Here is a 21192-nt window from a genome sequence, read left to right on the forward strand (position 1 = left end):
TTTCAGGGAGTGCGGGCGGGGTGCGGGGAGGGGAGGGGCGTCCCGGCGGACGGGCCGGACGGGGACCTCAGGGACTTCGAGGACTTCGAGGACTTCGAGGGCTTCGAGGACTTCAGGGGCTTCAGGGCCTTCAGGGCCTTCTCGAAGGGCAGCGGGCCGATGGTCAGCGGGTCGGCGGTGAGGTCGAACAGCGGGGTGTAGCCGGCCGCCAGGTAGAGGCCCCTGGCCTCCGGCTGACGCGGGCCGGTGGTGAGGTGGAACCGGGTGTAGCCGGCCGCGGCGGCCGTCCGCTCCAGCTCGGCCAGCACCCGGCGGGCCAGGCCGCGGCGACGGTGCGCGGAGTGCGTCCACATCCGCTTCACCTCGGCGGTGTGCTCGTCGTGGCGCTTGTACGCGCCGCCGGCCACCGGCTCGCCGTCCTCCAGCAGGAGCAGGAGCACCCCGTGCGGCTCGGCGAAGGCCTCGCCCGGGTAGCGGCTCATCTCCTGGTGCGCCTCGGGGCCGTACCGGGTGACGTACTCGTGGGTGAGTTCCCGCAGCAGCGGCTCGACCAGCGGGTCGTCGACGGCGACCCGGCGGAACTCGGCCACCGGTGCGGTGCTCACGCCTGCGCCGCGATCAGCTGGTGGCGGTCGCGCTCGGCCCGCTCGGCCTGGGCCGCCTGCTCCGCCGCGGCCTTGGCGGCGTCCCGCTTGGCGACCTCCTCGCGGACGATCGGGATGACGTACCGGCCGAAGTCGACGGCGTCGTCCAGCAGGTCGTAGCCACGGGCGGAGAGGATGTCCACGCCGAGGTCGTAGTAGTCCAGCAGCGCCTGGGCGACCGTCTCCGGGGTGCCGACCAGCGCGTTGGAGTTGCCCGCCCCGCCGGTGGCCGCGGCGGTCGGGGTCCAGAGCGCGCGGTCGTAGCGCTCGCCGGCCTCGGCGATCTCGATCAGTCGCTGCGAGCCGACGTTCTCGGGTGTCACGACCTCCGGCGCCGCGGCCCCGGGCCCGGCCGTCCCCGCCGTCCCCACCGCCCGCGGCCGGTCGGCGGACCGGCGGGCCCGGATCGCGGCGACCGTCCGGTGCGCCTTCTCCCAGGCCAGTTCCTCGGTCGGCGCGATGATCGGCCGGAACGCCACCTGGATCCGCGGCAGCTCGGTCCGCCCGGCCGCCCGCGCCGCCTCCGCCACCCGCTCGATCTGCTCGGCGGTTCGGGCCAGCGGCTCGCCCCAGAGGCAGTAGATGTCCGCCTCGGCGCCGCCGGCCGCGTAGGCCGCGTCCGAGGAGCCGCCGAAGGAGACCGCCGGGCGCGGCTGCTGCACCGGGAAGACGTCCGAGACGAAGTCCTCGAAGCGGTAGTGCGGGCCCTCGTGGTCGAAGGGCTCCCGGCTGGTCCACGCCTTCTTCACGATGCCGATGTACTCGCGGGTGCGCTCGTAACGCTGGTCCTTGGTGAGGAAGTCGCCCTCGCGCCGCTGCTCGTGGTCGTTGCCGCCGGTGATGAAGTGCACGGTCAGCCGGCCGTCGCTGATCCGGTCCAGGGTCGCGAAGGTCTTGGCGGCGAAGGTCGGGTAGGAGACGTTGGGCCGGTGCGCCAGCAGGATCTGCAGCCGGTCGAGGTGCGAGGCGAGGAAGGCCGCCGCGGCCGCCGGCTCCGGGGCGCCGGCCCCGTAGGCGAAGAGCACCCGGTCCCAGCCGTGGTCCTCGTGCGCCCGGGCCAGCCGCAGGGTGTAGTCGCGGTCGAAGGCGGCGGTGGTGCGCGGGGTGGTCTCCGAACCGTCGCCGGTGGCGGCGATGCCGAGGAATTCGACGGGCATGGCGGAACCTTTCGGGTGAGCGGGGATCCGGTGGACCGCGGGTGGGCGGACCGGAGGCGGCCGCGGCGGGGCGGCCGTCGAGCACGTGACGGTGAAGCGGGCAGGCTGAAGCGCAGGGCGAAGGACGGGGAGAAGGGCAGGCCGAAGGGCAGGGCGACGGGGCCGGACGGAACGGGAGGACTGCCGGAGCGCAGTGCGAAGTCGGCCAAGACGGCTGATGCCTGAGGTGCCGTCGGACGGGGACGGCGGCTCCCGGCCCGCGGCGGGGCACACCGAGGGAGGACTCCCCGAAGGAAGCGGGGCCGAGGGGATCAGGGCCGCGGGAGGTCAGGGCCGAGGGGATCAGGGCCGAGGGGATCAGGGCCGGACGGGCGGCCGCTGTCGGGTCAGCCGCGACACGCCGCGGACCACACCCGACCGAAGTCGATGTGGTCGCGGGTGACCAGGGGCTGCTCGGCGTTCATGGCGTCAAGTTGAACAGCCGCCCGGGCCTGCGTCAACCGTCCATCATTGCCGCACTGTTGCGATCTCCTGTCACTTCTCCGACGGCGGTCGAAGAACCGTTTCCACCCCGCGGGCCACCCTTGACAGCCCTCGTTCGCGCCTGCGTACGATCACGGCGGAGTGCAGTGCAACCGTGCCGGACGCGTTGAGGGACGCGGCCCGGCGCCCAGGCCGTTCGTACGTGACCGCCGCCGTACCCGCCCGCCCGCACTCCCGCCAGGAGCCTTCGCCATGGCCACCCCGCAGGACGTCCTGCCCGCCCCCTCCACACCCGCCCACCCCGCCCCGCCGCCCGCCCCCGAGGCCCGGATCGTCGCCCGCCGCAAGCCCGGTCAGTGGGTCGCCGCCGCCGTCGCGCTGCTGCTGGCGGCGATGGCGGTCACCTCGGTGATCCGCAACGACGCCTTCCAGTGGGGCGTGGTCGCGGACTGGTTCACCGCCCGCTCCGTGCTGGACGGCCTCACCCTGACCCTCTGGCTGACCGCCGTCACCCTCGCCCTCGGCTTCGTGTTCGGCACCGTCCTCGCCACCATGCGGCTCTCCACCAACCCGGTGCTGCGCACGCTCAGTTGGGGCTACATCTGGATCTTCCGCTCCACCCCGCCGCTGGTGCAGCTGCTGTTCTTCTTCAACATCGGCGCGCTCTACCCGACGCTCGGCCTCGGCATCCCGTTCGGCCCCGAGTTCGTCACGGTCAGGACGGTCGACCTGATCGGCCCCACCCTGACCGCCGTCATCGGCCTCACCCTGCTGGAGACCGCCTACGCCGCCGAGGTGATCCGCGGCGGCATCCTCTCCGTGGACCGCGGCCAGCTGGAGGCGGCCGCCGCGCTCGGCCTCGGCCGCGGACGGGTGCTGCGCCGGATCGTCGTGCCGCAGGCGATGCGGGCGATCGTGCCGACCGCCGGCAACATGCTGATCGGCGCGCTCAAGGGCACCAGCATCGTCAGCGTGCTGGCCGTCTCGGACCTGCTCTACTCGGTGCAACTGGTCTACCTGCAGTCGTACCGGGTCATCCCGATGCTGATGGTCGCCACCCTCTGGTACCTGGCGATCACCACCCTGCTGTCCATCGGCCAGTACTACGTGGAGCGGCACTTCGCCAAGGGCGCCACCCGCGACGGCCTGCCGCCCACTCCGCTGCAGCGGGCCCGCGCGACCCTCCGCCGGGTGGTGGCGTCATGAGCACGCTCGTCATCGTCGGGGCCGGCCCGCGCGGCACCGGCCTGCTGGAGCGGATCGCCGCCAACGCCGCCGAACTCCTGCCCGCCGACCGGCCGTTGGAGATCCACCTGGTCGACCCGTACCCGCCCGGCGCGGGCCGGATCTGGCGCCACGACCAGTCCCCGCTGCTGCGGATGAACTCGATGGCCGAGGACGTCACCATGTTCACCGACGAGCGCTCCACCCTCGAAGGGCCGGTCCGCCCCGGCCCCTCGCTCGCCGAATGGGCGCTCCGGCAGGAGGAGTTCGCGCCCTACCGGCAGGTCGCCGACCCGGCCGTCCGGGCCGAGCTGGACACCCTCGCCCCCACCGCCTTCCCCACCCGCCGGGCCCAGAGCGCCTACCTGGACTGGGTGTTCCGCCGCGCCGTCGCCGACCTGCCGCCGCACATCGGCGTCACCGTCCACCGGGACACCGTCCGGCGGATCGAGGGCCCGGCCGACGGCCCGCAGACCGTCCACCTCGGCGACCGGACGCTCACCGCCGACCACGTCGCCCTCACCCTCGGCCACCTCGACTCGGCCCCGCACCCGCGGCACGCCGCCGACGCCGACTTCGCCGCCCGGCACGGCCGCTTCCACCTCCCGCCCGCCTACTCCGCCGACGTGGCCGCCGAGTTGGCGGCCATCGCCCCCGGCGAGCAGGTGGTGCTGCGCGGCCTCGGCCTGGCCGCCGTCGACCTGGTCTCGCTGCTCACCGAAGGCCGCGGCGGCCACTTCGAGCCCACCGGCCGCGGCGACGCGCTGCGCTACCGCCCGTCCGGCCGCGAACCGGTGCTCCACCTCGGCTCCCGGCGCGGCGTCCCGTACCACTCCAAGACCGGCTACCGCCTGCAAGGGCCGCCCGCCCCGCTCCCCCGGTACTTCGACGCGGCCGCCGTCGACGCCGTGCTCGCCACCGAGGGACCGCTGCGGCTGCGGCGCGACTTCTGGCCGGCGATGGCCAAGGAGATCGCCTTCGGGCACTTCCACGAGCTGTTCCACGCCCACCCGGAACGCACCGCGCTGCCCTGGCCCGAGTTCCTGGCCCGGTACGACCGACACGGCTGGTACACCTCCGAACTCGCCGCCCTGGTCGCCGAGGCCGTCCCCGACCCCGCCGACCGGATCGACTTCGAACGGCTCGACCACCCGCTGGCCGGCCTCGTACTCGGCTCCGCCGAGGAGCTCCAGGCCCACCTGCGCGGATACGTCACCGCCGACGCCGACCGCCGCGCCGACCCCGCGCACAGCGCCGACCTCGGCGCCTTCCTCGCCCTGCTGTCGCTGTTCGGCCAGCTCCAGCGGGTCCTCACGAGCGGCCGGCTGACCGCCCGTTCGATCGCCGAGGACGTGGACGAGTGGTTCTTCGGCTACTTCAGCTTCCTCGCCTCCGGCCCGCCCGGCTTCCGGCTGCGCCAGCTGCTCGCGCTCTCCGAGGCCGGGGTGGTGCGCTTCCTCGGCGCGGGCGTACGGGTCGACCGGGACGAGACCACCGGAACCTGGCGCGCCCGGGGCACCACCGTGCCCGGCCACACCGTCCACGCGACGGCGCTCGTCGAGGCGTACCTGCCCAAGCACGCGCTGGCCCGCACCCGCGACCCCGTCCTGCGCGAACTGCACCGCGCCGGGCGGATCGTGGAGGAGGTGGTGCGCGACCCGGACTACACCCACCACTCCGGCCTGGTCACCATCGCCCCCGCCGACAGCCGGCTGCTCGACCCGGCCCTGGGCGGCGCCCCGCACCCGCGCCGCACCGCGCTCGGCCCGCACACCAGCCTGCGCTCGGCCGCCGCCTTCGCCCGGCCGCGTACCGACGCCCCGGGCTTCCGGCAGAACGACGCGGCCGCCCGGGCGCTGCTGCGGGCGCTGGCGGCGCTCCCGACGGCGGCACTGGCGGCGTGAGCGGTCGCGGCGGGGGGCCGAGATATCCGAGGGGCCTCAGGATCCGAGCGGCTTGAGGGCCCTCAGGGACCGAAGATCTCCTCCACCAGGTCCTCGTCCGACACGTGGTCCGGAGCCTCGAACACCACGTCCGTGACGCCCTTCAGGCCGGTCCCGCGTTCCAGCGCGTCCATGCAGGCCCGGGCCTCCTGGTCGGTGGCGAAGTCCCAGACCCGCAGCCGGCGCACCAGCACCAGCGCCTCCATCGGGCTCATCCGCGGCGGCCGGCGCCGGTGCGGACCGCCCGTGCCCCGACGGCCCGCCCGGGCGAGCCGCTGCTGGTAGCCGGCCAGGTCCTGCCAGGCCTGCGCGGTGCTCGGGTGGTGCTCGCCGAGCACCCGGGCGAGGTCGGGCAGCAGCCCGTGCAGGTCGAGCACGGCGCCCTGCAGGTCGTCCCGGTTGGCCCGGTGCACCGCGAGGTCGTGCCGGGCCTTCAGGACGCGGCTGTCCTGCGGGCCCCAGACGGCGTACAGATCGGGCAGCAGCTCGCTCAGCAGCCGGATCGCGGTGACCGCCGCGCCGCTCTCGCCGATGCACCACACCAGGTGGTAGCGGGCGCCGAGGGTGTCCGGGTCGAGCGGGCCGAACGCCGAGCGCATGTCGTCCACGACGCTCGTCAGCAGCCGGATCGCGCCCTCCAGGTCCCCGGCCCGGCTGAGGTACCAGGTGAAGTCCCGCCAGGCGCACAGGGTGTCCCGGTCGCCCGCGCCGAGCGCGGCCACGCACTCCTGGGCGACCGCCTGCAGCTGGATCGCCGACTCCCCGGCCGTCGCCGCCCGGTACGCGGCCGACCGCCGCTCGCGCAGCGCGGCCCGTACGGCCTCGGCCGGCGGCGGGGCGAGCACCGGCGGCGTGGTCAGCGGCGACAGCACCGACGGGGCCGCGCTCGGCACGGCGGGCGGCACGGCGGGCGGAGCGGCAGGCACCGCGGGCGGAGCGGCAGGCACCGCGGGCGGAGCGGCAGGCACGGCCGGTACGAGAGGTACGACGGGTGGCACGGCCGGCACCGGAGGCACCACCGGCCCCACCGGCCCCGCCACGGGCACCCCCCGGTCCACCACCGTCGGCACCGCCGCGACCGCGCCCGCCCCGCCGCCCGGCGCCGCCGCCAGCTCCGCGAGCCGCCGCTCGACCGTCCGGGCGTCCGCCGGCCGGTCCGCCGGGTCCTTCGCCAGCAGCTCCGCGACCAGCCCGGCCACCTGCGGCGGCAGCCCGAACTGCGCCGGGTCCAGCGCCGGGGGCGCCTCGTTGAGGTGCTGGTACATCAGCACCGGCGTCGAGTCCCCGCCGAACGGCCTCGCCCCGGTGAAGAGTTCGACCAGCACGCAGCCGAGCGCGTACAGGTCCGCCCGGCCGTCCACCCGGCCGCCGGTCCACCGCTCGGGCGCCATGTAGGCGGGGCTGCCGACGATCGTCCCGGTGGTGGTCAGCCCGCCCGCGCCGGTGTCCAGCTGGGCGATGCCGAAGTCCAGCACCTTCAGGTGCCCGGCGTCGGTGATCATCACGTTGTCGGGTTTGATGTCCCGGTGCACCATGCCCGCGTCGTGCGCGGCCGCCAGCGCGTCGCTGATCTGCCGCCCCCAGCGCAGGCTGAGCGCGGGCTCGGGCAGCCCCTCGCCCAGCACCTCGGTCAGGGTGCGGCCGGTGAGCAGCTCCATCACCAGGAAGGTGACCTCCCGGTCGCCGACCTCACACTGCCCGAGGTCGTGCACGGTGACGATGTGCGGGTGCGACAGGTTGCCGGCCGCGCACGCCTCCCGGACGAACCGCAGCGCCGCCTTCGCCTGGTCGCCGCCGTGGTGCCCGATGACCTTGACCGCCACCGGCCGCCGCATCCGGGTGTCCCGGGCCCGCCACACCACCCCGAACCCGCCCTGTCCGAGCTTCTCCGCCAGCTCGTACCGGCCGTCCAGGACGTCACCGACTCGCACGCGCCCCTCCCCCATCCGCCATGACGGAGAGGACTCTACCGACGCCGCCCACCGCCCCTCCCCCCGCCCACGGCCAGGTGGGAGGATGGGCACCGAGCCCCGCGACGGAGCGGCGGCCCCCGGCGGTACGGCCGGATCGAGCAGAGCCGAGGAGAGCGGTCATGGCCAAGCAGGCCCCGCAGAGCGACCCGGCGCAGGACGCCCCCGAGGTGTCCGCGCCCCAGCACGCGGCCGCCGGACTGCCCGCCGTCGGCCACAGCCTCCGGATGGCCGCCGAGCAGATGGGCGCCCGCCGCACCCTCGCCACCCTGCGCAAGGTGAACCAGCCGGACGGCTTCGACTGCCCCGGCTGCGCCTGGCCCGAGCCGGACCGGACGCACACCGCCGAGTTCTGCGAGAACGGCGCCAAGGCCGTCGCCGAGGAGGCCACCGAGCGCCGGATCCGGGCCGAGTTCTTCGCCGCCCACCCGATCGCCGACCTCGCCGAGCGCTCGGGCTACTGGCTCGGCCAGCAGGGCCGGCTCACCCAGCCGATGCTGCTCGACGAGGGCGCCACCCACTACACGCCGGTCTCCTGGGACGACGCCTTCGCGCTGATCGCCGAGGAGCTGCGCGCCCTGGACACCCCGGACGGCGCCGCCTTCTACACCTCCGGCCGCACCAGCAACGAGGCCGCCTTCGCGTACCAGCTGTTCGCCCGCCGGCTCGGCACCAACAACCTGCCGGACTGCTCCAACATGTGCCACGAGTCCTCCGGCTCGGCGCTGACCGAGACGCTCGGCGTCGGCAAGGGCAGCGTCAGCCTCAAGGACCTCTACCAGGCCGACCTGATCATCGTGGCCGGCCAGAACCCGGGCACCAACCACCCCCGGATGCTCTCCGCCCTGGAGCGCGCCAAGCGGGCCGGCGCCACCATCGTCAGCGTGAACCCGCTGCCGGAGGCCGGCCTGGAGCGGTTCAAGAACCCGCAGCACGCCCGCGGCCTGGCCGGCCACGGCACCAAGCTGACCGACCTCTTCCTGCAGATCCGCCTCGGCGGCGACCTCGCGCTGTTCCGCGCGCTCAACCGGATCATCCTGGAGCAGGACGGCGTCGACCACGCCTTCATCGCCGAACACTGCCACGGCTTCGAGGAGTTCGAGGCCCAGGCCCGGAAGGCCGACCACGACGAGGTGCTCGCCGCGACCGGTCTGCCCTGGGAGCAGATCGAGGAGCTCGGCCGCCTGGTGCTGGGCTCGAAGAAGATCATCGTCTGCTGGGCGATGGGCCTCACCCAGCACAAGCACGCCGTCCCCACCATCCGCGAGGTGGTCAACTTCCTGCTGCTGCGCGGCAACGTCGGCCGCCCCGGCGCCGGCGTCTGCCCGGTGCGCGGGCACAGCAACGTCCAGGGCGACCGGACGATGGGCATCTTCGAGCGCCCCGCCAAGGCCTTCCTCGACGCGCTGGAGAACGAGTTCGGCTTCGAGCCGCCGCGCGAGCACGGCCTCGACTCGGTGGACACCATCCGGGCGATGCGCGACGGCAGGGTCAAGGTCTTCTTCGCGATGGGCGGCAACTTCGTCGCGGCCACCCCGGACACCGAGGTCACCGAGGCCGCGATGCGCCGCTGCCGGCTGACCGTCCACGTCTCCACCAAGCTCAACCGCTCGCACGTGGTCACCGGCGCCCGCGCCCTGATCCTGCCCACGCTCGGCCGCACCGACCGGGACGTCACCGGCGCCGGTGCCCAGTTCGTCACCGTCGAGGACTCGATGGGCCAGGTGCACGCCTCCCGCGGCGGCCTGCGTCCGCCGGCACCCGACCTGCTCTCCGAGACGGCGATCGTCTGCCGCCTCGCCCGCGCCGTCCTCGGCCCGCGGGACACCGTGCCGTGGGAGGACTTCGCCACCGACTACGACACCCTGCGCGACCGGATCGCCCGCGTCGTCCCGGGCTTCGCGGACTTCAACGAGAAGGTCCGCCGCCCCGGCGGCTTCACCCTCCCGCACGGGCCCCGCGACTCCCGCACCTTCCCCACCGCGACCGGCCGGGCCAACTTCACCGTCAACCCGCTCACCGCGCCCGAGGTCCCGCCGGGCCGCCTGCTGCTGCAGACCCTGCGCTCCCACGACCAGTACAACACCACCGTCTACGGCCTGGACGACCGCTACCGCGGCATCAAGGGCGGCCGCCGCGTGGTCCTGGTCAACCCCGCCGACGCGGCCGAACTGGGGCTCACCGACGGCCGGTACGTCGACCTGGTCAGCGAGTGGAAGGACGGCGTCGAACGCCGCGCCCCGCACTTCCGCGTCGTCCACTACCCCGTCGCCCGCGGTGGGGCCGCGGCCTACTACCCGGAGACCAACGTCCTGGTCCCGCTGGACTCCACCGCCGACATCAGCAACACCCCCACCTCCAAGGCCGTGGTCATCCGCTTCGCCGACGACACCGGCGCCTAGGCCCCCGTCCGCACGCGAAGGCCGCCCCCGTCCGGTGACGTGGGGCGGCCTTCGCGTTTCGGACGGGCCGGTCAGTGCGTGGGCGTCCCCAGCGGCCGGGTCGCCGTGGCGCTGCCCGTGGCGGACGCGGTGGCCGAGCCGGAGGCGGTGGCGGAGCCGGTCCCGCTCGGGGTGCCGGCCGGCGTCCCCGTCCCGGTCGGGGTGGGCGTGCCGGGAGTGCCGGTCGGCGTGCTCGGGGTGGTCGGCGTGCCGGTCGGGGTCTGCGTCGGAGCCGGCACACCGGTGCCCGGCGGCGTGCCCGGGTCGGTCGGGGTGCCCGGGTCGGCCGGGGTGCCGGTCCCGCCGGGGGTGGTCGGTGTGCCGGTGGGCTGGCCGGGGGAGGTCGGCGGCGTCGTGGGCGGAGCGGTCGGCGGCGTCGGCTTGGTGGGGCTCGGCGCGATCGGGGTCACGGTGTTCCAGCCGGCCGGCAGGTCGGGCACCTTCCAGGCGCCGCCCGCGTCGTCGGCCGCGCCGGACGGGTCGGGCCGGACGGCTCCGAGGATCGGCATCGAGCCGATCGGCGACACCTTGATGAACGCGCCCGGCCGCGGCGCCTGCACGATCAGCCCGCCGCCGACGTACATCCCGACGTGCGAGGCGTCCTGGAAGTAGATCACCAGGTCACCGGGCCGGAGCTGGTTGAGCGCCACGTGCGGCAGCTGCGCCCACTGCTCCTGGCTGGTGCGCGGGATCGGATTCCCGGCGTGCAGCCAGGCCTGCGAGGTGAGGCCGGAGCAGTCGTAGGCCTCCGGTCCGGTACCGCCCCACAGGTAGGGCTTGCCGACCTGCGCCAGCGCGAAGGCCACCGCCCCGCGCCCCTGCTGCGAGGGGGTGCGCTCGCCCTTGCCGAGCGCCCCGGAGGCGAGGAAGGCGAGCTGCGCCTCGTCGGCCTTGGCCTTCTCCAGCTCCTCCAGCTCGGTCCGCTGGGCGCCCGTCAGCGAGGAGACGACCTGCTCGACCGAGGCGAGGTCGGCGGCCACCTTGGCCTTCGCGGCCTCCTGCTGGGCGACCAGGCCCTGGGAGGCCTTCAGCGCCTCCTCGGTCTGCCTCTTCAGGTCGTCGAGCGCGTTCCGGTCGCTCTTCAGCCGGTCCAGGAACTCCGACTGGGAGCGGCTGGCCGTGGCGAGGAGCTCGGCGATGGTGACGGCCTCGTACGGGTCCTTGGAGAGCAGCAGATCGGCGTACGCGGAGGCGGCGCCGTTGCGGTACTGCGCGGCGGCGAGCTGCGAGGCGATGTCGGTGCCGGCGTCGACCTCCTTCTGCTGGCGGTCCTGCCGGTCCTGGAGGTCGGTGAGCGCGGCCTGCTGCTCGGCCACCTTGGCGACCGTGCCGTTGTACTGCTCGGTGGCGGCCTCGGCGCTCTGGTAGAGCGTGTGCAGCTGGTCCAGCAGCGGGCCGAGGGTGGCTTTGGCGGCGGCGAGCGGGTCGGTGCCGGTGACGACGGCGCCGACGCCCGGGTCGGGGGCGGCCCAGGCGGCTCCGGCGGCGGCCGGCAGCGCGAGTGCGGCGGCCGCGAGGACGGCTCCGCAGCGCAGCGCCGCCCGTACCCAGGGGCGTACGCCTGCCGTCTCCGTACGTTGTGCAGCCCCGCCCATGGGTTGGTCCTCCCCGCCCCGCGCCCTGTCCCGGCCTCCCGGATCCCGCAGATCCTCCCATGGGTTACTCGCCGGAAACAGGGCGCACGCGGACTGGGAGGTTAATTCTCGATTGAAGTGTGAGACAGCTCTCAGCAAACCCGGTCGAACCCGGGCGTACTTCGCCGATGTCCAGCCCAGCACGGCCCGGGACACCCTGGCGAAAGCTCCCGGTTACCATCAGTCAACCAACGGAACCACGATTCCCGGCTCAGTTCACCTTCCGTTTACCAAGCCGACCTACGGTCGCGACGTCATCAACGTCCGTGCGACAACTACGACGATTGTTTGGGTATGGAACACATCTCGTTCCTGGTAGCCGTTGTGATCATCACGGCGCTGGCCTTCGACTTCACCAACGGGTTCCACGACACCGCCAACGCGGCCGCCACCGCGATCGCGACCGGGGCCCTTCGTCCGAAGGTCGCGGTCACCATCGCGGCCGTCCTCAACTTCGCGGGCGCGTTCCTGTCCGTGAAGGTCGCCACCACCATCTCCGGCGGCATCGTCAACGAGAAGGCCGGGGTCCACCCCCAGATCATCTTCGCCGCACTGGCCGGAGCGATCCTCTGGAACCTGCTGACCTGGCTGCGCGGCCTGCCGTCCAGCTCCTCGCACGCGCTGTACGGCGGCCTGATCGGCGCCACGATCGTCGGCGTCGGCATGAACGGCGTCAACTTCGACACCGTGGTCACCAAGATCATCATCCCGGCGGTCGCCTCGCCGTTCGTCGCCGGCCTGGCCTCCTGGGGGGCCACCAAGCTGGCCTACGCGATCACCCGCAAGGGCAACGCCGCGGCCACCGAGAAGGGCTTCAAGACCGGCCAGGTCTTCTCGTCCTCGCTGATCTCGCTCGCGCACGGCACCAACGACGCCCAGAAGACGATGGGCATCATCACCCTGACCCTGGTCTCGGTCGGCGCCCTGCCGCACGGCGCGCTGCCCCCCACCTGGGTGATCGTCTCCGCGGGTGCCGCGATCGCGCTCGGCACCTACATGGGCGGCTGGCGGATCATCCGCTCGATGGGCAAGGGCCTGGCCGACATCCGGCCGCCGCAGGGCTTCGCCTCCGAGTCGGCCGCCGCGACCGTCATCCTGACCTCCTCGCACATGGGCTTCGGCCTCTCCACCACCCAGGTCTGCTCCGGCGGCATCATGGGCGCGGGCCTCGGCGGCCCCAAGGGCGAGCTGCGCTGGAGCCTGGTCCGCCGCATGGTCTACACCTGGGGCCTGACCCTCCCGGCCGCCGCCCTGGTCTCCGGCGCCGCGGCGCTGCTGGCCGAGCAGGGCAGCTGGGGCGTCGCCCTGGTCGGCGCCGCGCTGGTGGCCGGTTCGGGCGCGATGTGGCTGCTCTCCCGCCGTCAGCCGGTCGGCGCGGACAACGTCAACGACGTCAACATCGGTGACGTCACCACGGTCGAGGTCGAGGTCGCACCGACCGCCGCCGCGAACGCCCCCACCCCCGCCTCGACCACGGTCGCGGCCTGAGCACCGCCGGCTGAGGAGCACTCACCATGCACATCAAGTGGACCGCCCTGGCCCAGACCGCCGGTTTCAGTTTCGGCATCACCGTCGCCGTGGTCGCCGTCTTCGCCCTGGGCATCCTGGCCCTGTCCCGCCGCGAGGCCTCGCTGAGCGCCGCCCGCGAGGGCGGGAACACCCCGGCCGCGGGCGGCGGCACGCTGGCCCTGGCCGGCGCGTACGCCTGCTTCGCGGTCTGCGCCGCGGCCGTCGGCTACGGACTGACGCTGATCGCCGGCCACTGACCGCGGCCGGGCGGAGCCCGACGCAACGGGCCGGGGAGTGCCTGCGCACTCCCCGGCCCGTTCGCGTATCCCGGCTCCTTCACGTGTCCCCGGCCCGCCGGTCCTCCCGGGCGGCCGTCAGCTCTCCTGGGTGGTCCTCAGCACCGTCTCCCGGATGAACAGCACCGTGACGAAGGCCAGCCCCGCGAAGGGCGTGGCCCACAGGAAGACCGTGCCGACGCCGCGGCCGAAGGCGTCGGTCACCAGCGGGACGATCGGGGCCGGCAGCTTGTGCAGGTCCGGGATGCCGCCACCGGCCGCCGCGGGCCCGGCCGGGACGTGCGCGGCGGCCAGGTTCTCCGCCAGGTAGCGGCCGACCTTGTCGGTCATCAGCGCGCCGAGCGCGGAGACGCCCATCGCACCGCCCATGGTGCGGAAGAAGGTGACCACCGAGCTGGCCGCGCCGAGCTCGTGCCGCGGCACCGTGTTCTGCACCGCGAGCACCAGGTTCTGGCTGGTCAGGCCGAGGCCGATGCCGGTGATCGCCATGTAGACCGAGAGCAGCCCGTAGTCGGTCTCGGCCCGGGCGGTGCCGAGCAGGCCGAAGCCGACCGCGAGCAGCGCGGTGCCGGCGACCAGGTAGGCCTTCCACTTGCCGTACTTGGTGATCAGCCGGCCGGCCACCGCGGAGGAGACCGCCAGGCCGAGGATCATCGGCAGGGTCATCAGACCGGCCGTGGTCGGGGACTCGGCCCGGGCCAGCTGGAAGTACTGGCTGAGGAAGGTGGTCGCGCCGTACATCCCGACGCCGACCAGCACGCTGGCGAGGGCGGCCAGGGTGACGGTGCGGTGCTTGAAGAGGTCCGGCGGGATGATCGGCTCGGCGGCGCGGCGCTCGACCACGACGGCCAGCGCGCCCAGCAGCAGTCCGCCGCCGACCATGGCCGCGGTCTGCCAGGACAGCCAGGCGTAGTTCTTGCCGGCCAGCGTGATCCAGATCATCAGCAGGCTGACCGAGGCGGTGATGACCAGCGCGCCCAGGTAGTCGATCTTCGCCTCGCGCTTCACCACCGGCAGTTCGAGGGTCCGCTGGACCACCGCGATCGCGAGCAGGGCGAACGGGATGCCGACGTAGAAGCACCAGCGCCAGCCCAGCCAGGAGGTGTCCACGATGACGCCGCCGATCAGCGGGCCGCCGATGGTGGCGAGCGCGAAGACCGCGCCGAAGTAGCCGCTGTACCGGCCGCGCTCGCGCGGCGGCACCATCGCGGCCAGGCAGATCTGGCCGAGCGCGACCACACCGCCGGCGCCGATGCCCTGCAGCGCGCGGCAGGCGATCAGCTCACCGGTGTTCTGCGAGAGCCCGGCCAGCGCGGAGGTCGCGATGTAGATCAGCAGCGCGATCTGCAGCAGCAGCTTCTTGCTGGCGAGGTCGGAGAGCTTGCCCCAGATCGGGGTGGAGGCGGTGAGGGTGAGCAGGGCCGCGGTGATCACCCAGGTGTAGGCGGACTGGCCGCCGTGCAGGTCGGCCAGGATGTGCGGCAGGGCGTTGGAGACGACGGTCGAGGAGAGCACGGCCACGAAGAGGCCGAGCAGCAGGCCGGAGAGCGCCTCCATCACCTGCCGGTGGGTCATCCGTTGGTTGTCGACGGCGGCGGCGCTGCCGCTCGCGGCCTCGGTGGTCACGGTCATCTGGGTCCTTCGGCGCAGGCGTGGCGGGGTACGCGCATCATGAAAGTTCGTTGCCTTAGGCAACCATAAGGCGAGATGGTTGAATTAGGCAACTTTCTTCAAGGCCGGGTAAAGAGCCGGGCGACGAGCCGGGGCGGCGCGCCGCACCACGGGCCCCGGCGACCCCACCGGGACTCCCCGGTCACCCGGTCACTCGGCCGTCGGCTCCCCGAGGACGTCGTTGAAGCGGTGCAGCAGCTCCGCGAAGCGGACCACGTCGTCCGGCGACCAGCCGCCCATCACCTCGCGCACCCGCCGCATCCGGACGTCCCGGGCGGACAGGTAGCGCCGCCGCCCGTCCTCGGTCAGCGACACCAGCGCGGCCCGGCGGTCCAGCGGGTCGGTCTCCCGGGCCACCAGGCCGAGCTCCTCCAGCGCCCGGATCTGCCGGCTCACCGTCGCCTTGCCCACCGCGAAGTGCACGCCGACGTCGGTCACCCGGACCCGCCCGGCCTGCTCGATGTAGCCGAGCATGCTGTACGCCATGCCCTCCAGTCCGGGGTGCACCCGGCGTGAGAGTTCCGCCACTCTGGCCCGGCCCCGCCGGAACATCAGCGCGACCTCGCGCTCCACCGCCACCAGGGCTTCCTCGTCGCTCACCGCGTCAGTATCGCGCAGCGACACCGGCCCGGACCCAGCGCGGGAGGTACGACAACCCAACTACTTCATGGTATGAAGTATCGGTTCCGGAAGGACCGTTTTCCCCCGATACGCAAGGAGATGTGGATGGCAGCCCCTGGGCAGGGTTTCGTCGCCGAACTGAAGAGCGCGGTGACCCCGCGCGCGGCACTGCTCGTGATCGGAGTGCTGCTCCTCCAGCTCGGCTTCATCACCTCCTACATCGGGGCGCTGCACAAGCCCGCCCCGCACAACCTCTCCATCGCGGTGGTCGCCCCGCCGCAGGTCGCCCCCAAGCTGATCGGCGCGCTGGAGGCGGTCCCGAACCACGCCGTCAAGGCCGTCACCGCGCCGGACGCCGAGACCGCGACCGCGCAGATCAAGGACCAGAAGATCTACGCCGCCTGGGTCATGAACCCGACCGGCACCGAGGACACCCTGCTGGTCGGCGGCGCCCGCGGCCCGTCCGCCGCCAAGGCCGCCGAGACCGTCACCACCGCGATCGACCAGTCCCAGGGCCGGACGGTCAAGGTCCAGGACGTCGTGCCGCTCGCCAAGGGCGACACCAACGGCCTCTCCTCCTTCTACCTGGTGATCGGCTGGTGCGTCGGCGGCTACCTGGTCGCCTCGATCCTCGGCATCAGCGCCGGCTCCAAGCCGGCCAACGCCCACCGCCTGCTGATCCGCCTGGGCGTCCTGGCGCTCTACTCGGTCGCGGCCGGCGTCGGCGGCACGATCATCGCCGGGCCGGTCCTGGACGCGCTGCCCGGCTCGATCCTCGCCCTGTCCGCCGTCGGTGCCCTGGTGGTCTTCTCGGTCGGCGCGTTCACCATGGCGCTGCAGTGCCTGTTCGGGATCATCGGCATCGGCATCGCGGTGCTGGTCTTCGTCGTCCTGGGCAACCCGAGCGCGGGCGGGGTCTACCCGGCGCCGATGATGCCGCCGTTCTGGCGGGCCATCGGCTCGGTGATCCCGAACGGCGCGGGCACCGCCGCCACCAAGTCGATCGCCTACTTCGGCTCGACCAACCTGGGGATGCCGCTCCTGGTCCTGGTGATCTGGGCGCTGGTCGGCATCGGCGTCGCCTTCCTGGCCGTGCTGCGCAACCCCCGCGCCGAGGAGCGCGAGCCCGAGCCCACCGCCGTCGAGGTCTGATCCTCCCCGTCGCACCCGAGCCCCCGCCGTACCCGGGCCCCCGGCCCCACGGTCGGGGGCCCGGGCCGTTCCGGGCCGGGGTTCCGCACCGGGGGTCAGCCCCCGGCGAGCAACCCCGGGTCGGCGACGATGGCCCGGACGACGCGCACCGCCGCGCCCAGCAGCGGGCCGCGGCGGCCCAGCCGGGAGACGGTCAGCCGGTCCTCGGCCCACGGCCGGACGGTGACCCGGGCGGCCAGCTCGCCGCGCATGGCGGGGAGCAGCCAGGGCGCCAGCCGGGCGTAGCCGCCGCCCAGCACCACCTCGGCAGGGTCCAGCAGGTTGACCGCGCCGGCGGCCGCGATGCCGAGTGCCGACCCGGCTCCGGCCAGCGCCGCCCGGGCCCGCTCCTGCCCGGCCCCGGCGCGGTCGGCGAGCAGCGCCACCCAGTCGCCCCGGACGCCGGTCAGGCCGGCCGCCCGCAGCACCGCCGCCTCGCCCGCGTACTGCTCCAGGCAGCCGCGCGCCCCGCAGGCGCAGCGGGGCCCGTCGGGGTGGACCGGCACGTGGCCGAACTCGCCCGCGTGGCCGCGGGCTCCGCGCAGCAGGCGCCCGCCGACCACGATCGCCGCGCCGACCCCGGCCTCGGCGGAGACGTACAGGAAGTCCTCCGCCCCGTCGCCCAGCCAGCGCTCGGCCAGTCCGCCGAGGTTGGCCTCGTTGTCGGCCTCGACCGGGAGCTCGGCCAGGCCGTCCGCGGCCGGCCGCAGCGCCGCGCGCAGTTCGGCGGCCAGCGGGACGTCCTGCCAGCCGAGGTTGGCGGCCCGTTGCAGCACCGCGCCGGAGTCGCCGACCAGCCCGGGCACGGCCAGGGTGAGTCCGGCCGGGCGCAGGCCCGCCTCGGCGACGGCCGCGCGCAGCAGCCGGGCCAGGTCGGCCATGACGGCGGCGGGCTCCCGGCCGCGGTTGGAGATCTCCTGGCGCCGCCAGGCGCGGACCTCCCCGCGCAGGTCGACCACGCAGGCGCCCAGGTGCCGGACGCCGATCTCGGCGCCGAGGCCGCCGGGCCCGAGCGGGTTGAGTCCGAGCGCGGTGCCGGGGCGGCCGACCTTGCCGCTGGGCGCGGCGGGGCCCTCCTCGACCACCAGGCCGCCGGCGATCAGCTGTTCGGCGAGCGAGGAGACCGCGGCCCTGGTCAGCCCGGTCTCGGCGGCGACCTCGGCGCGCGAGCGCGGGCCGCTCGCGATCACCGTGAGCACCAGGGCCAGGTTGGCCCGGCGCATGCCCTGCTGGCTGGCGGGCCCGCTCCGGACACCGTCCGGCTCGTGCATCAGGCTCACCTCGCCCCTTACGGCACATCCCGTGGCATATCGGGTGCAGCGTAGCCGGGTTCCGGGGTCCCCGTCCGCACCAGGACGGGTGCGGCCGCGGGCCGGTCGGCGAGCCGGGTGAAGACCCACCGCTGCATCGCCCAGAAGCGGAACAGCATCGCCACGAAGGTGCCGACCACCATCCCGCTGAGGAAGTCCGCGACCTCCTGGACGAAGGGACTGACGAACGGCTCGCGCAGGTCCAGGAGGTACCGGGAGATCGCCAGCGGTACGTCGTTGACGCCGATCGCCACCACGCTCACCAGGACGAACAGCAGGACCTCACGCTGTCGGCCGCCGGCCCGGAAGGCCCAGCGACGGTTCAGCACGTACGAGACGACGGTGGCGATCACGGTCGCGACGGTCAGCGCGACCACCGGCTTGTCCTGCAGCACGGTGAACTTGAGTTCGAGGTTGACCACCGTGGTGAGCACGAAGCAGGTGCCCCCGACCATCAGGAACTTCACCAGCCGGCGGTGGCGCACCAGGAAGGGGCGCAGCCGGTCCGGCACCCGGGCCAGGGCGCGCTGCGTGGGGGACGGCATCTCCGCAGTCTCGCACGCGGGGATGCCGTCGGCCCCTCGGACCGCTGATCAGGCGGCGACCAGCACCTCGGCCGGCTCCAGCGCCAGCGTCAGCACCTCCCGGACGTCCCCCACCGGGTGGACGGTGAGCCGCTCCAGCACCTCGGCCGGGACGTCGTCCAGGTCGGCCTCGTTGCGCTTGGGGATGATCACCGTGGTGACGCCGGCCCGGTCGGCGGCGAGCAGCTTCTGCTTCACCCCGCCGATCGGCAGCACCCGCCCGGTCAGCGACACCTCGCCGGTCATCGCCACGTCGGTGCGCACCTTGCGGCCGGAGAGCAGCGAGGCCAGCGCCGTGGTCATGGTGATGCCGGCGCTCGGCCCGTCCTTGGGGACGGCCCCGGCCGGGACGTGCAGGTGCACGCCGCGGTCGCGCAGCGAGGTGACCGGCAGCTCCAGCTCGGCGCCGCGCGAGCGCAGGAAGGAGAGCGCGATGTGCGCGGACTCCTTCATCACGTCGCCCAGCTGCCCGGTGAGGGTCAGCCCGGTGCCGCCGGTCTCGGCGTCGGCGAGCGAGGCCTCGATGTAGAGGACGTCGCCGCCGGCGCCGGTCACCGCGAGGCCGGTGGCCACGCCGGGGACGGCGGTGCGGCGCTCGGCCGGCTCCTGGGCGGACTCCGGCACGTGGTGCGGACGGCCGATCAGGGCGCGCAGGTCCTCCGGGCCGATCGCGGCGGGCAGCTCGCGCTCGCCCAGCTCGGCCTGGGCGGCGACCTTGCGCAGCACCCGGGCGATCGAGCGCTCCAGGTTGCGGACGCCCGCCTCGCGGGTGTACTCGCCGGCGAGCCGGCGCAGCGCGGCCTCGTCCACACTGACCTGCTCACCCCCGAGGCCGGCCTTCTCGCGCTGGCGCGGGAGCAGGTGGTCGCGGGCGATGACGACCTTCTCGTCCTCGGTGTAGCCGTCCAGCCGGACCAGCTCCATCCGGTCGAGCAGCGGCTCGGGGATGGCCTCCAGCACGTTGGCGGTGGCCAGGAAGACGACGTCGGAGAGGTCGAGCTCGACCTCCAGGTAGTGGTCCCGGAAGGTGTGGTTCTGGGCCGGGTCCAGCACCTCCAGCAGGGCGGCGGCCGGGTCTCCCCGGTAGTCGGAGCCGACCTTGTCGATCTCGTCGAGCAGGACGACCGGGTTCATCGAGCCGGCCTCCTTGATCGCCCGCACGAGCCGGCCGGGCAGCGCGCCGACGTAGGTGCGCCGGTGGCCGCGGATCTCGGCCTCGTCCCGGACGCCGCCGAGCGCGACCCGGACGAACTTCCGGCCCATGGCGCGGGCCACCGACTCGCCGAGCGAGGTCTTGCCGACGCCGGGCGGGCCGACCAGGGCCAGCACCGCGCCGCCCCGGCGGCCGCCGACCAGGCCGAGCCCCTGGTCGGCCCGGCGCTTGCGGACGGCGAGGTACTCGACGATGCGCTCCTTCACGTCGGCCAGGCCGGCGTGGTCGCCGTCCAGCACCGCGCGGGCGCCGGCGATGTCGTAGGCGTCCTCGGTGCGCTCGTTCCAGGGGAGCTCCAGGACGGTGTCCAGCCAGGTGCGGATCCACGAGCCCTCGGGCGACTGGTCGGAACTGCGCTCCAGCTTGTCGACCTCCTTGAGGGCGGCCTCGCGGACGCCCGCCGGCAGGTCGGCGGCCTCGACCCGGGCGCGGTAGTCGCCCTCCTCGTCGACCGCGTCCCCGTTCAGCTCGGCCAGCTCCTTGCGGACGGCCTCCAGCTGGCGGCGGAGCAGGAACTCCTTCTGCTGCTTGGCCACGCCCTCCTCGACGTCCTTGCGGATGGTGTCGTTGACCTCCTCCTCGGCGAGGTGGTCGCGCAGCAGGGTCAGCGCGTACTCCAGACGGGCGACCTGGTCGGCCTCCAGCAGCACCTTGAGCTTCTGCTCGGCGGTGACGAAGGGCGCGTAGCCGATGTTGTCGGCGAGCTCGCCGACGCCCTCGATCTGGGCGACCCGGTCCACGATCTGCCAGGCGCCGCGCCGGCGCAGCCACTGGGTGGACAGCGCCTTGTACTCCTTGACCAGCTCGGCGGCCCGGCCGGCCACCGGGGTGCCGACCGAGGACTCCCGGAACGGCGTGGTCTCCACCCAGAGGGCGGCGCCCGGGCCGGTGGTGCCGACGCCGATCCGGACCCGGCGCACGGCGCGCACCAGCGCGGCCGGCTCCCCGTCGGCCAGCCGGCCGACCTGCTCCACGGCGGCCAGCGTGCCGGCCGCCGCGTACGAGCCGTCCACCCGCGGAACCAGCAGGACCTGCGGCTTGCCGCCGCCGGCGGCCGCGGCGCGGGCGGCCTCGACCGCGGCGCGCACCTCGGTGTCCTTGAGGTCCAGCGGGACGACCATGCCCGGCAGGACGACCTCGTCGTCGAGCGGCAGTACGGGCAGGGTGAGCGGTGTGGACGTCGATGCCATGATCTCTCCCCGGTCAGTGAAGTTGAGTCGACCTGACTAAGGCTCGGCGGACGTCGGATGTTCCCGGCACTCGGTTCGCCGTGAGCGAACACGATCCGGGCGGGGAAGCCC

At 74.1% G+C, this 21192-nt stretch carries 15 protein-coding genes; 6 read left to right on the forward strand and 9 right to left on the reverse strand.

Annotated features, from left to right (window positions below; genetic code table 11):
• Positions 1 to 2: 2 nt before the first annotated feature.
• Both AB0Q99_RS07570 and AB0Q99_RS07575 read right to left on the reverse strand, forming a co-directional pair.
• Positions 3 to 605 carry a GNAT family N-acetyltransferase gene (locus AB0Q99_RS07570; RefSeq protein WP_363569379.1) on the reverse strand — a complete coding sequence of 201 codons (603 nt, stop codon included), beginning with the start codon at positions 603 to 605 and terminating at the stop codon, positions 3 to 5.
• Positions 602 to 1801 carry an LLM class flavin-dependent oxidoreductase gene (locus AB0Q99_RS07575; RefSeq protein ID WP_363569380.1) on the reverse strand — a complete coding sequence of 400 codons (1200 nt, stop codon included), beginning with the start codon at positions 1799 to 1801 and terminating at the stop codon, positions 602 to 604. The genes AB0Q99_RS07570 and AB0Q99_RS07575 overlap by 4 nt, the downstream gene beginning before the upstream one ends.
• A gap of 735 nt (positions 1802 to 2536) precedes the next feature.
• Here AB0Q99_RS07575 and AB0Q99_RS07580 point away from each other — a divergent pair.
• On the forward strand, positions 2537 to 3490 hold the full coding sequence (locus tag AB0Q99_RS07580; protein ID WP_363569381.1) for an amino acid ABC transporter permease: 954 nt from the start codon (positions 2537 to 2539) through the stop codon (positions 3488 to 3490).
• Entirely contained in the window at positions 3487 to 5412 is a 1926-nt protein-coding gene (locus AB0Q99_RS07585; protein WP_363569382.1) for an FAD/NAD(P)-binding protein, read from the forward strand. The genes AB0Q99_RS07580 and AB0Q99_RS07585 overlap by 4 nt, the downstream gene beginning before the upstream one ends.
• Positions 5413 to 5474: 62 nt before the next feature.
• On the opposite strand, the gene AB0Q99_RS07590 is transcribed toward AB0Q99_RS07585, so the two are convergent.
• Complete coding sequence (locus tag AB0Q99_RS07590) at positions 5475 to 7382, reverse strand: serine/threonine-protein kinase (RefSeq protein ID WP_363569383.1); 1908 nt, start codon at positions 7380 to 7382, stop codon at positions 5475 to 5477.
• A gap of 161 nt (positions 7383 to 7543) precedes the next feature.
• Between AB0Q99_RS07590 and AB0Q99_RS07595 the strand changes: the two genes are divergently transcribed.
• The gene (locus tag AB0Q99_RS07595) at positions 7544 to 9823 is read left to right on the forward strand and encodes an FdhF/YdeP family oxidoreductase (RefSeq protein WP_363569384.1); all 2280 of its coding nucleotides are present in this window, start codon (positions 7544 to 7546) and stop codon (positions 9821 to 9823) included.
• Between the two features lie 71 nt (positions 9824 to 9894).
• Here the strand turns inward: AB0Q99_RS07595 and AB0Q99_RS07600 are convergent, their stop codons facing one another.
• Positions 9895 to 11457 carry an NlpC/P60 family protein gene (locus AB0Q99_RS07600; protein WP_363569385.1) on the reverse strand — a complete coding sequence of 521 codons (1563 nt, stop codon included), beginning with the start codon at positions 11455 to 11457 and terminating at the stop codon, positions 9895 to 9897.
• Between the two features lie 333 nt (positions 11458 to 11790).
• Here AB0Q99_RS07600 and AB0Q99_RS07605 point away from each other — a divergent pair, with 333 nt between their 5' ends.
• Together AB0Q99_RS07605 and AB0Q99_RS07610 are read left to right on the forward strand one after the other, a co-directional pair.
• On the forward strand, positions 11791 to 12984 hold the full coding sequence (locus AB0Q99_RS07605) for an inorganic phosphate transporter (RefSeq protein WP_363569386.1): 1194 nt from the start codon (positions 11791 to 11793) through the stop codon (positions 12982 to 12984).
• A gap of 26 nt (positions 12985 to 13010) precedes the next feature.
• Positions 13011 to 13262, forward strand: coding sequence for a hypothetical protein (locus tag AB0Q99_RS07610; protein ID WP_363569387.1), 252 nt, complete (start codon positions 13011 to 13013; stop codon positions 13260 to 13262).
• A gap of 117 nt (positions 13263 to 13379) precedes the next feature.
• Here AB0Q99_RS07610 and AB0Q99_RS07615 read toward each other — a convergent pair whose 3' ends face one another.
• Together AB0Q99_RS07615 and AB0Q99_RS07620 are read right to left on the reverse strand one after the other, a co-directional pair.
• The gene (locus AB0Q99_RS07615; RefSeq protein WP_363569388.1) at positions 13380 to 14933 is read right to left on the reverse strand and encodes an MDR family MFS transporter; all 1554 of its coding nucleotides are present in this window, start codon (positions 14931 to 14933) and stop codon (positions 13380 to 13382) included.
• Positions 14934 to 15122: 189 nt separating this feature from the next.
• Positions 15123 to 15572, reverse strand: a complete 450-nt coding sequence (locus AB0Q99_RS07620; RefSeq protein ID WP_363569389.1) for a MarR family transcriptional regulator — start codon at positions 15570 to 15572, stop codon at positions 15123 to 15125.
• A gap of 126 nt (positions 15573 to 15698) precedes the next feature.
• Here AB0Q99_RS07620 and AB0Q99_RS07625 point away from each other — a divergent pair, with 126 nt between their 5' ends.
• Positions 15699 to 16745: an ABC transporter permease gene (locus AB0Q99_RS07625; RefSeq protein ID WP_363569390.1), complete on the forward strand. Its 1047-nt coding sequence runs from the start codon at positions 15699 to 15701 to the stop codon at positions 16743 to 16745.
• Between the two features lie 95 nt (positions 16746 to 16840).
• Here the strand turns inward: AB0Q99_RS07625 and AB0Q99_RS07630 are convergent, their stop codons facing one another.
• Genes AB0Q99_RS07630 through lon form a run of 3 tightly spaced genes read right to left on the reverse strand, consistent with a single transcriptional unit; the run spans position 16841 to position 21081 of the window.
• Complete coding sequence (locus tag AB0Q99_RS07630; protein WP_363569391.1) at positions 16841 to 18055, reverse strand: ROK family transcriptional regulator; 1215 nt, start codon at positions 18053 to 18055, stop codon at positions 16841 to 16843.
• A 17-nt stretch (positions 18056 to 18072) separates the two neighbouring features.
• Positions 18073 to 18639 carry a GtrA family protein gene (locus AB0Q99_RS07635; protein WP_363569392.1) on the reverse strand — a complete coding sequence of 189 codons (567 nt, stop codon included), beginning with the start codon at positions 18637 to 18639 and terminating at the stop codon, positions 18073 to 18075.
• A 48-nt stretch (positions 18640 to 18687) separates the two neighbouring features.
• Positions 18688 to 21081: an endopeptidase La gene (gene lon, locus AB0Q99_RS07640; protein WP_363569393.1), complete on the reverse strand. Its 2394-nt coding sequence runs from the start codon at positions 21079 to 21081 to the stop codon at positions 18688 to 18690.
• Positions 21082 to 21192: the final 111 nt, after the last annotated feature.

The sequence above is a fragment of the Kitasatospora sp. NPDC086791 genome (assembly GCF_040685975.1).
GTDB lineage: Bacteria > Actinomycetota > Actinomycetes > Streptomycetales > Streptomycetaceae > Kitasatospora.